The 11,694-nt window shown below is 38.6% G+C and carries 8 protein-coding genes; all 8 read left to right on the top strand.

Annotation, left to right across the window (positions count from 1 at the left end):
- The first annotated feature begins 25 nt into the window (after positions 1-25).
- The 8 genes from ACVWYG_RS06405 to ACVWYG_RS06440 all read left to right on the top strand — a co-directional run bounded on the left by ACVWYG_RS06405 (position 26) and on the right by ACVWYG_RS06440 (position 11,451).
- Entirely contained in the window at positions 26-652 is a 627-nt protein-coding gene (locus ACVWYG_RS06405) for an HAD family hydrolase (protein WP_457269337.1), read from the top strand.
- Positions 649-1,848, top strand: a complete 1,200-nt coding sequence (locus ACVWYG_RS06410) for an acetate/propionate family kinase (RefSeq protein WP_457269338.1) — start codon at positions 649-651, stop codon at positions 1,846-1,848. The genes ACVWYG_RS06405 and ACVWYG_RS06410 overlap by 4 nt, the downstream gene beginning before the upstream one ends.
- Before the next feature lie 12 nt (positions 1,849-1,860).
- Complete coding sequence (locus tag ACVWYG_RS06415) at positions 1,861-4,242, top strand: phosphoketolase family protein (RefSeq protein WP_457269339.1); 2,382 nt, start codon at positions 1,861-1,863, stop codon at positions 4,240-4,242.
- Positions 4,243-4,246: 4 nt separating this feature from the next.
- Positions 4,247-5,278, top strand: coding sequence for a class I fructose-bisphosphate aldolase (locus ACVWYG_RS06420; RefSeq protein ID WP_457269340.1), 1,032 nt, complete (start codon positions 4,247-4,249; stop codon positions 5,276-5,278).
- A 27-nt stretch (positions 5,279-5,305) separates the two neighbouring features.
- Complete coding sequence (locus ACVWYG_RS06425; protein ID WP_457269341.1) at positions 5,306-6,643, top strand: APC family permease; 1,338 nt, start codon at positions 5,306-5,308, stop codon at positions 6,641-6,643.
- A 1,048-nt stretch (positions 6,644-7,691) separates the two neighbouring features.
- A complete protein-coding gene (locus tag ACVWYG_RS06430) occupies positions 7,692-7,892 on the top strand; it encodes a glycoside hydrolase family 95-like protein (RefSeq protein ID WP_457269342.1) in 201 nt (66 codons plus the stop codon).
- Position 7,893: 1 nt separating this feature from the next.
- Positions 7,894-9,912, top strand: coding sequence for an alpha-galactosidase (locus ACVWYG_RS06435; protein WP_457269343.1), 2,019 nt, complete (start codon positions 7,894-7,896; stop codon positions 9,910-9,912).
- A gap of 342 nt (positions 9,913-10,254) precedes the next feature.
- A complete protein-coding gene (locus tag ACVWYG_RS06440) occupies positions 10,255-11,451 on the top strand; it encodes a glycosyltransferase WbsX family protein (protein WP_457269344.1) in 1,197 nt (398 codons plus the stop codon).
- The last annotated feature ends 243 nt before the right edge of the window (positions 11,452-11,694 follow it).

An 11,694-nucleotide genomic window follows, 5' to 3' on the forward strand; every position in this document is an offset into this window, starting at 1 on the left:
TACATTAGAAAAACAACACTTAAAAATGCAATCTTCAACAAATATAACAACCCTATTTCTCGACATTGGCGAAGTGCTGCTAACGAACGGATGGGGTCATGAATCGCGGCAGCTTGCTGCAGAAAAATTCAATCTCGACTATACGGATTTCAACACCAGGCATGCTATTGCATTCGAAACTTATGAAATAGGGAACCTTACTGTAGATGAGTATTTAGACATTGCTGTTTTTAATAAACCAAGGGATTTTTCAAAAGATGAATTCCGGCAATTTATGTTTGCGCAATCAAAGCCGTACCTTGAGATGATCGAATTGATGAAGAGGTTAAAAAAACAATACGGTTTAAAGATTATTGCGGTAAGCAATGAGGCGAGGGAATTAAATACCTATAGGATAGACGAATTTGGGCTGGCAGACTTTATCGATTTTTTTGTGTCCTCCACTTATGTACACATACGCAAGCCAGATAAAAACATTTTTAAACTAGCACTTGACATGGCTTATGTAAAGCCGGACGAAGTGCTTTATATAGATGACACGGAAGTATTTATAACCATTGCTAAAAGCATGGGCATAAACGGCATTTGGCACGTAAACTATGAAACAACCTGTAAAGAATTACATTCGTTAGGCTTTAAAACTACATTATGAAGGCGTTAAAAACATGCATTCTGGTAGTCAACGGCGGCTCGTCTAGCATCAAGTTTGCTGTGTACCAAAAGGATAAAAAATTAAAGAACATCCTTTCTGGGCAACTAAACAGAATCGGATTGAAGAATCCTGAATTTACTGTTACCAATAACCACACCCACGAAAAAAGTAAAATCAAAATAGAAGCGACAAATTTCAACGAAGCTACACGGGTCTTCATCAAATGGTTGAAAGGTCAAAAATTTTCTGAAGAAATCAGTTGTATCGGGCATCGCATAGTTCACGGCATGGAGCATTCCCGTCCAGAAATTATTGATGATGATTTATTGGAGGAACTGCATAAAATAATGGAGTATGATCCAGATCATCTTCCTGCGGAAATTGAAATGATAAAATTATTTAAAGAACAGTTTCCGCAATTGATACAGGTTGCCTGCTTCGATACCTCCTTTCACACAACCATGCCCAGGTACGCTAATACGTTTGCCATCCCAAAAAAATACTACGAGGAAGGAATTAAGCGATATGGATTCCACGGTCTTTCATACAGTTATTTATTGCATGAGTTGAGAAAGAAAAGTAAAACCGAAGCTAAGGGAAAAGTAATCCTTGCGCATTTGGGAAACGGAGCGAGCCTTGCTGCAGTAAAAAAAGGAAAGTGTATAGATACCAGCATGGGGTTTACACCTGCAGGAGGTATAGTTATGAGTACTAGAAGTGGTGATTTAGATCCTGGCATGGCGTGGTATTTAATGCGAAAGGGCCTCAATGCAGAGAAGTTTAACGACTTGATCAACCATCAATCTGGTTTACTTGGCATCTCGGGCTATAGTTCTGACATGGAGGATTTACTTCAACATCAAAAAGAGGACGAGGATGCGGCGTTAGCTATTGAAATATTCTGTTATCAAATAAAAAAATACATAGGCGCATACACCGCAACTTTGGGCGGGCTTGATATTTTGATTTTTTCTGGTGGTATTGGAGAGAATGCACCGGTAATACGGTCGCGTATCTGTAAAGGCTTTAATTATTTGGGAATCAAAATAGACGAAAGAAAAAATAAAAAGAATAAAACAATCATTTCTACAAAAAAAAGTAAAGTGAAGGTGTACGTACTACCTACTGATGAAGAAATAATGATTGCCCGAAATACAAAAGAACTTTACATAAATACTCAAGTCAAAACATCTTAAAAATTTTAAGTTATGGAAATACAAACTATTGAAAAAGACAAAGAACAGTTAACCCCCGAACTTTTAAAAAAAATAAATGCTTACTGGCGGGCTGCTAATTACCTCTCAGTGGGTCAGATTTATTTACACGAGAACCCGCTTTTGAGAGAACCTTTAAAACCCGAACATATTAAAAACATGTTGCTTGGGCATTGGGGCACTACGCCAGGACAAAACTTTATCTATGTCCATCTTAATAGGATTATAAAAAAGTATAATCTTGATATGATCTACGTTTCGGGTCCCGGCCATGGCGGTCCTGCTATCGTTGGGAATGTTTATTTGGAAGGCACTTATAGCGAAGTTTACCCGAATATAAGCCGAGATGAGGAAGGGCTAAAAAAGCTTTTTACGCAGTTTTCATTTCCTGGCGGAATACCAAGCCATGTTTCCCCCGAATGCCCTGGTTCCATCCATGAAGGTGGAGAACTTGGATATTCACTCAGTCATGCTTTTGGTGCTGCCTTTGACAATCCCGATTTAATCGTGTCTTGCGTAGTTGGCGATGGCGAAGCGGAAACGGGCCCGTTGGCAACAGCGTGGCATTCCAATAAATTTTTAAATCCAGTTACAGATGGCGTTGTATTGCCTATCCTTCATTTAAACGGCTATAAAATTGCCAATCCAACTATTCTGGCAAGAATTGGAGATGAGGAATTAGAACAACTTTTCTTGGGTTATGGATGGAAGCCTTATTTAATTGAGGGTGATGACCCGATGGAGATGCACCAAAAAATGGCAACTTTGTTGGATAAAGTAATCGGGGAAATAAAAGCCATTAAAGAAAACGCAGCTCAAGACAAAAATGCTGCTCGCCCAAAATGGCCTATGATTATTTTAAAATCACCAAAAGGATGGACGGGGCCAAAATTTGTGGATGGTAAAAAGATAGAAGGTAATTTTTTGGCGCATCAAGTTCCCATTAAAGATCCTGCAACAAACCCAGAACACTTAAAGCAATTAGACGATTGGCTGAGGAGTTACAAACCAGAAGAATTGTTTGATAAAAACGGTCGGCTAAATAGCGACCTTCAAGAATTGGCACCATCTGGAAAACACCGAATGGGAGATAATCCAAATGCCAATGGAGGGATTTTACTTGAAAATCTGCGTATGCCCGATTTTAAGGACTATGGAGTTGAAATGAATCGTGGCGAGATGGGATCGGGTGATACTTTGGTGCTGGGGAAATTTATTAGAGATATTATCAAGGCTAACGTCAACCAAAGAAATTTCCGGATTTTTGGACCAGATGAAACGCTCTCAAACAAATTAGACTACGTATTTGAAGCAACCAACCGTCAATGGGAAGCACCGGTAGTTGACACAGATGACTTTCTTAAAAAGGAAGGCCGAGTGATGGAAATGCTGAGCGAACACCAATGTGAAGGTTGGTTAGAAGGATATTTATTGACGGGTAGGCATGGACTTTTTAACTGCTATGAAGCCTTTATCCATATTATTGATAGCATGTTTAATCAGCATGCAAAATGGCTGAAAGTCACTTCCCATTTACCTTGGCGCAGGAAAATCGCTTCTCTAAACATTCTTTTAGCATCACACGTTTGGCGACAGGATCATAACGGCTTTACTCATCAAGACCCTGGTTTTCTTGACGTGGTAATGAATAAAAAAGCGTCTGTTGTACGGGTTTATCTTCCACCAGATGCCAACTGCCTTTTATCGGTAATGGATCATTGTTTCCGTAGCAGACAATACGTAAATGTTACGGTGGCGGGTAAACACCCTGCACCACAGTGGTTGAGTATGGAAGAAGCTGTAGTGCATTGCACAAAGGGTATTGGGATATGGACGTGGGCAAGTAACGACGCAGGTGTAGAACCAGATGTGGTAATGGCTTGTGCAGGAGATGTACCTACACTAGAAACATTGGCTGCTGTTTCTATTCTTCGAGAAAAATTACCCGAACTAAAGGTGCGGGTAGTAAACGTAGTTGATCTAATGAAACTACAACCAGAAACAGAACATCCGCACGGTTTAAATGATAAAGATTTCGACACGTTATTTACAAAAGACAAACCGGTAATCTTCGCCTTCCATGGTTATCCTTGGCTCATTCACAGACTAACTTATAAACGTACCAACCATATAAATTTTCATGTACGTGGTTACAAAGAAGAAGGGACTATAACGACACCCTTCGACATGACAGTTCTGAACGATATGGATCGGTATCATTTAGTAATGGACACGTTAGATCGTTTACCGCAATTGAAAAATAAAACAGCCTATTTAAAACAGGAGATGCAGGATAAATTGATAACACATAAAAACTACATCAGGAAAGAAGGCATGGATATGCCTGAAATAAGAGACTGGAGGTGGAAAAACTAACCTTATGGACAAACAAATATTAAAAGACACCGTTGTGCAACTCTTTGCTGGTAGCAAGGGGTTGCTTGCAATGGATGAAAGCACAAGTACCTGTAATAAACGTTTTGCATTCGAAGGCATTCCGCAAACAGTAGAGATGCGGCGCAAATACCGTGAACTGATTGTTACCACACCCGGCTTAAACGAAAGCATTGGTGGTGCGATCTTGTATGATGAAACTATTCGTCAGCAAACCGAAGACGGGATTCCCTTTACTACTGTGTTAACTAAGGCTGGAATTATTCCGGGAATTAAGGTTGACATGGGTGCGAAAATGATGGCTGGTTTTCCTGATGAAAAAGTGACAGAAGGATTGGACGGATTGAGGGAGCGATTACAAGAGTACAGAAAGTTGGGCGCAAGGTTTGCAAAATGGCGGGCTGTAATTTCCATAGGTTATGACACTCCAACTACAGGCTCTATCGAAGCGAATATTCATGCCCTAGCCAGATATGCTGCTTTATGCCAAGAGGCAGATATTGTCCCTATTGTAGAACCAGAAGTATTGATGAACGGTAGCCATAACTTGGAGCACTGCTATGCAATAACCGCACAGGTGTTGAAAACACTTTTTTATCAGTTTTCCGTTTACAAAATCTATTTGGAAGGTATGATATTGAAGCCTAATATGATCATTGCAGGAATAGAAAGCGTTGTGCAAAATAGCATTGATGAGGTAGCTGAAGCCACTGTAAATTGTTTGCTGGAATCAGTTCCGGCTGCAGTTCCTGCCATTGCATTTTTATCGGGCGGACAGTCGCCAGAAGATGCGACGGCACATTTGAATGCGATACATACAAAATTTAAAAATCGCTTACCATGGATAGTTAGCTTTTCTTTTGGAAGAGCCATTCAGCAACCAGCTTTGCATCTATGGAAAGGTGAGGAGGCGAATGTGGAAAATGCACAAAAATCATTATATATTAGGACTAAATGCGACTTAGCTGCAAGACGTGGAGAATATGATGCCTCTATGGAAAAGCAGTTAATTGAATAGCATTTTTTTTAATGTACAATTATAAATATGATCAATACAAAAGACAATAAGCTTTCCTTAATAGGTTCTATCTCTCTCGGTACAGGTGTAATGATCGGTGCTGGAATATTTGTTCTAATGGGGCAAATAGCCGAGTTGGTAGGCGATCTATTCCCAATTGCTTTTATTGCCGGTGCGGTTGTGGTAGGTTTCAGTTCGTACTCCTACGTAAAATTTTCTAATGCTTTCCCATCTTCGGGTGGTGTGGTAAAGTTCTTGAGTAAAGCCTATGGACCGGGAACAACCACAGGTGTTTTTTCTTTGTTGATGTATGTCTCCATGGTGGTTTCAGAAAGTTTGGTGGCTGGCACTTTTGGCGCCTACACGCTTAGGTTATTCCCAAATAATTTTGCCAGTTATGCATCTGTTCTCGGCATTATACTTTTGGTAACTGCCTACATCATAAATATTCTAGGAAATAAAGTTATTGGTGCAACGGGCACTTTCACGGCAATTATTAAGATAGGTGGGATTGCAGTACTCGCTGTAGCTGGTCTAATTGTATCTGGATTTGGAGATATTACAGGAAAATATATCCCTCAAAACACCGACGCATTGCCACAGGGATTTGCTTTTATGGCGGCATTGGCTTTGGCAATTCTTGCCTATAAAGGCTTCACAACAATTACAAACCAAGGTGGGGATATCGAAAATCCTCATAAAAATCTTGGGAAATCCATAATTTTTTCGATTCTTATCTGTACATTAATTTATGTAGCTCTGGCGCTTGCTGTTGCAGGAGGCCTAAGTATCCCAGAAATAATCAAAGCTAAAGACTATGCCTTGGCAGCAGCAGCAAAGCCTATTTTTGGAGTGTGGGGTTCTTGGATTACAATAGCATTGGCCATCATTGCAACTTTCTCAGGCGTTGTTGCCAGTGTCTTTTCAGCATCGCGCCTGTTGGGAATGTTAAGTAATATGAAGCAAATACCATCGCTAAAAAAGATGGGCAACATTAAAAACCCCGCCCTTATATTTACGGTGGCGCTCGCTATCTTACTTACCGTTTTGTTCGATTTAACAAGGATTGCTTCCATCGGAGCTATCTTTTACCTCATCATGGATATTGCTATCCATTGGGGACTTTTCCGTCATCTTAAAAAAGAAGTGGATTTCAACCCTATTATTCCGTTAGTTGCGATTGTGATGGATATTGCTGTGCTTGTTGCCTTCCTTTATTTAAAATACTTAAGCGATCCTTTGGTGCTTATTGTGGCAGCAATTGGACTAATTTTAATAATAATTGCGGAACGTCTTTTTATGATTTCGCATACAGACGACGAGGGGAATATGCCGATGGGAATGGAAAGTATGGGTAAAGGATAGGTAAATAGGACTAACTATCGAATAAAAACGTTAAAGCAACCACTCCTTTGAAGAAACCTAGTCAAATTTTGAACTGTAAATCGAATCCCCGCGCATTTCAATTTTCAATTTTATTTGGGAAATATCATTGACTTCTTTAAATAGGAAGAAGGCTTGGAAATTGTTTCTGCACATTGTCAAACACATTTATGTTTACGTCTAATCTGCGGATTTCCTTGAGGTAAAAGTGGGAAGTTTGAAAACGAGGAGTTTTCGTCACCTAAGAATAATTCAATTAGTACTTATATCTCGTGGGCTCTCCCCTGAGGTTGTTTAATAAATGAAGTTCTCTAGTTTTTTTTAATCTTATTTACAAGAAATTCGCTATCTCCTGTAAAACCAGAGTCGGAGATTTAGGTGGTTGTCGGATTCTCATCAAAAGATGGATTCTAATCAAAGATTACCGATATAAAGAAACATATTACTTATTTTTTCTTTTACATGAGAACAAAGCTGTCTCAAATATTTTCATTCAGCTTTGTTAAGGAAAAGGAATTTTCCGAAGGAACAACAGATTTCTCATTGCTAATTTATATGTAGGTTTTAATAATTTTTTTCTCCAAAAAAACGGATCATTTTCTTCCCTACAATTGAGAAGCCGATTATCGCTCCTGTTTAAATGTTTTTAAAAAAATAGGTTCTTGAATTAGATTTTGTTGTCATTCGAGAGGTTTCTAAGCTCTGAAAATTAAAATAAGTTCGGGAATCTGACAAAATCGGTAATTTTTTTTATATTAGAGGCGAAAGGAAAATGCGTTTTGTTTAGTTTTGTTGGTGTCCTGAATGGTGCCCTATAGACGAAAAAGATAAAATATATAGCTTGAGTGAGTTTAAGGTGAGTTTATTTCAATCCCGCCCTCTCCGCCAGTTTCGATATGAAAGTTAACTAAAAGCCTGCAATCATTCGATTACAGGCTTTTGTGTTTTTGTCAAAAATTCAGTTTATTTACGTTTTCCTACCAAAATTGTGAGTCATTCGGAGATTAAATCATATGTTTTACCTAACTCGATGAATAACATATCTACTACTACAAATGAGTGGAAAGTAAATGGTGAGGTAGCCGGAATAAAGGCTCGTGGAAATTTGACTTTAGATTTTGAGTGGAAAAACGGAAAAGTGGTTTCATATAAAGTTTATGGTCCTATATCGAAAAAAGTAAAAATCAGGATTAATGGTAAAATGATAGAGGTAAACAGTCAAAAAAGATAATATGATGTTATTCCGTACTATTAAATCTATATCAATTTTGTGTTTGCTGATAAGTACCTCAACTTCTGCCCAAAAAATGGCTTTTGGAAAAAATTCTTTTATCAATTATCAATCAAGCAAGGGCACTTTTGATGTTGTGGTAAACGGAAAACAGGTATTAAGAAACGGCTTTTCGGAAGTTCTTGTCAACAGTAAATTGATCAGTTCAAAAGATTATAAACATAGAAGTGTAGCCAAAAGACCGTTCGTAAATGAAACTGGAAATGGTGAACTTTATATTTTGACAACTGAAGGAAAAAATGGAATTTCACTTAAACAATCAATTTTTGCTTATGGAAATCATGAATTTTTCGTTATTGAAGTTGCCGTGAACGGACGAAAATTGAAAAGCAATAAAATGTTTCCGTTAAAAGGAGAATTGGTTGGAGTAGATAATTTTTTATCCTGTAGAAGTCTGTTTGTGCCATTTGATAATGATGCGTTTGTTAGTTATGAAGCAAATTTGTTGGCGCTCAATCGGGAGAACATCAGTGCGGAAACAACTTCAATTTATAACAATGAGAATCGAAAAGGTTTCGTTATCGGAACATTAGATCACGACATTTGGAAAACAGGTTTAAGAACTAAACTTGTACATCCAACCAGCTTAGAATTGGTTGTAGAATGTGGTTACACCAATTATGATATTACAAGAGACAAAATCGAACACGGCTACGTGGATGGTAGCTCTATTTCATCTTCAAAAATCCTTTTTGGCTATTTTAACGATTGGCGAATCGGTATGGAAACCTACGCCAAAACGATTCGAGCAAATGAAAAACCTATTGTCGCCGATTGGAGAGGACCAACACCTGTTGGGTGGAATAGTTGGGGCGTAATGCAAGAGCGGATTTCTTACGAAAAGGCGATTAAGGTAGTGGATTTTTTTGCGGATAACTTAAAGAGTTTTCGAATTGGAAATATCTGTTATATCGATTTAGATTCCTATTGGGATAATTTAATTAATGGTGATGATTACTCCGTGCTAACTAAATTTGCCGACTATTGTAAATCGAAAGGTCTAAAGCCGGGGATTTATTGGGCTCCTTTTACCGATTGGGGTTTCCAAAATGGCGCTGATCGAAAAGCACCTGGTAGCGAATTTACTTTTGGCGAAATGTGGACTAAGGTAAACCAAGGTTATCATGATTTTGATGGGGCAAGGGCGTTAGATCCTACGCATCCCGGCACCAAAAAAAGAATAGAATTTATCATTTCCAAGTTTAAAAAGAGTGGGTTCGAAATGATTAAAATAGATTTCTTAGGTCATGCGGCAGTAGAATCGACAAACTTTTACGATCCTAAAATTACCACTGGTATGCAAGCTTATCGCGTAGGGATGGAGTATTTGCTTAAATGTCTAGACAATAAAATGCTTGTCTATGCGGCTATTTCACCAAGCTTGGCTTCTGGCAGGTATGTACAAGTGAGAAGGATTGCCTGCGATGCTTTTAAAAGCATTAAAGATACCGAATACACACTTAATGGCGTAACAAATGGATGGTGGCAAACTTATCTTTACGACTATATTGATGCCGATCATGTAGTTCTGGCCGATGAGGGTGAACACGCAAATATTTCTAGAACATTATCGGCAATTGTTACAGGTACCTTATTTATTGGTGATGATTTTTCTCTTGATGGAAAGTGGAAGGGTGGTGCTAAAAAGCTGTTTGAGAATCAAGGTTTATTAGAAGTCATTTCAGATGGCAAGGCTTTTAGGCCGGTAGATGGAGATAATGGGAAGGGTGCGTCGGCGCAATATGTGAAGGAGTGTGGAAATATACGATATATTGCTTTGTTTAATTACGAAAATAAAGCAGTAACATCCGAAATAAATTTTTCTCGATTAGGTTTCGCAAAAGCAGATATCGCTTCTATGAGAGATTTAATCGAAAGCAAAATTATTAAGCCACAAGAGTACCATTCGATGGATTTAAAGCCATCGCAGGCCACGATGTTCAAAATCACCTTAAAATAATAATGGTAATATGACTGCAATAAAGATCAATATTTGATGCTGTATGTATCCTTATTTTCACACGTTTTCCTGCACAAAGACAAGATTACATTGTGAATAACGATCCTAAATATTTCCAGCATTTTCTCAAAAAGGCGAAGGAATATGTCGACAACATCCCGATTAACTGAACTTGATTAGCATAAACCTGTGAAACGAATGGGCAGAACGCAGTTATTAGACGCCAGATAAAAGAAAAGAATTTAACTATCTTGAGGCCCTTGGCTAGCGTTTTTTAATAATAAATAGAAGATTTAGATCGAGTAGAATGTCATCCGGTAAAGCCCTTATAAACTCAGAAAAATGATAAAAAAAATTAATGTTATTGTAGCGACGTATTGTATTTTAGTGCTGTCGGTTGCCTACGGACAGCAGCCAAATGTAAACGGAAAAGCTCATTACGATGTAGCTGCATTTTTGTATCCGGCCTATGCAAATGACGATCCAAGACTTCGTCCGTTTTGGCCCCAAGGCAACGGCGAATGGGAAACCGTTACGAGCATGCAGGAAAGGTTTCCAGGCCATTATTGGAACCGCAAGCCCACATGGGGGCCGGTTAATGAAGCAGATCCTGCTGTGATGAGCATGGAGATTAATCAGGCGACTAAGCACGGCATAAACGTTTTTATTTTCGATTGGTATTGGTACGATGGCAGGCCTTTTATGGAAACAACGCTGGACAACGGTTTTTTGAAAGCAGAAAACAAAGACAAGATGAAATTCTATTTGATGTGGGCCAACCATAACGTAGTAAACACTTGGGATACTCGGTTAAATAAATACCACGAAGACAATGTGATTTGGACAGGAAAAGTCGACCGAGACGAATTTGAGAAAATATGTAAACGGAATATTGAAAAATATTTCAAGCTTCCGCAGTATTATAAAATAAAAGGGAAACCTGTTTTTATGATATACGATGTTCCACAGTTAATAGAGGGCCTTGGAGGGGTTGAGAAAACAGCCCAAGCACTCAAGTGGTTCAAAGAAGAAACTAAGAAAGCAGGCTTTCCTGGCTTAGAGTTACAGTTAACCATGTGGTCGCAAAATGTTAATTATAGCGGGTTTGATGGAGAGAAAGGAAAAGCGCCTGAAAACGAATTCGTTAAGAAGCTGGGTTTCTCCAGTGCCACGCACTATCAGTTTGTGCACTTTACAGATGTAAACAGGGATTATCTGGATATTCTCGAAAGCGTTAAAAAGGAATGGGCACGAATAGATACTACATTCGATTTAACATACTATCCACATATTAGTGTAGGATGGGACAACAGTCCGCGTACCGGCCAAAGCGCAGTTATGAAGAATAATACCCCTGAAAATTTCGCCAAAGGTCTTAAGATGGCAAAGGATTACCTAGACGCCCATCCCAAGCAAGCGCCGCTCGTTACCATAAATAGTTGGAATGAATGGACAGAAACTAGCTACCTTCAGCCCGATAACGTTTACGGCTATGGATATTTAGATGCGGTAAAAAAAGTTTTTTTAAACCAGAAATAGCTTTGTATATTGAAGAATCCCTCAAGCAGGTTGTATCAGATTTCGCCAATTAATCTATACCGGTTCACGCAAAAGATTTTACCATTTTAACGATAGGGAATAGTTGTTGTTCTCCAGTAATCGTTTAGGCGTATTTTTATTCCGTCCTACCAGCCAGTTCGTCAGAATTGTAAGCCGATTGTTTTTCTAAAAGACAAAACTGACAAACCGGCTTATTTTAACTCAACAACTCATTTTGTATAA

This window comes from Pedobacter sp. UYEF25, from assembly GCF_054061655.1.

Excerpts from the sequence above, each read along its gene's own strand:
- ACVWYG_RS06405 (WP_457269337.1), top strand. The coding sequence starts at position 26 with ATGCAATCTTCAACAAATATAACAACCCTATTTCTCGACATTGGCGAA.
- ACVWYG_RS06410 (WP_457269338.1), top strand. The coding sequence starts at position 649 with ATGAAGGCGTTAAAAACATGCATTCTGGTAGTCAACGGCGGCTCGTCT.
- ACVWYG_RS06415 (WP_457269339.1), top strand. The coding sequence starts at position 1,861 with ATGGAAATACAAACTATTGAAAAAGACAAAGAACAGTTAACCCCCGAA.
- ACVWYG_RS06420 (WP_457269340.1), top strand. The coding sequence starts at position 4,247 with ATGGACAAACAAATATTAAAAGACACCGTTGTGCAACTCTTTGCTGGT.
- ACVWYG_RS06435 (WP_457269343.1), top strand. The coding sequence starts at position 7,894 with ATGATGTTATTCCGTACTATTAAATCTATATCAATTTTGTGTTTGCTG.
- ACVWYG_RS06430 (WP_457269342.1), top strand. The coding sequence starts at position 7,692 with ATGAATAACATATCTACTACTACAAATGAGTGGAAAGTAAATGGTGAG.
- ACVWYG_RS06440 (WP_457269344.1), top strand. The coding sequence starts at position 10,255 with ATGATAAAAAAAATTAATGTTATTGTAGCGACGTATTGTATTTTAGTG.
- ACVWYG_RS06425 (WP_457269341.1), top strand. The coding sequence starts at position 5,306 with ATGATCAATACAAAAGACAATAAGCTTTCCTTAATAGGTTCTATCTCT.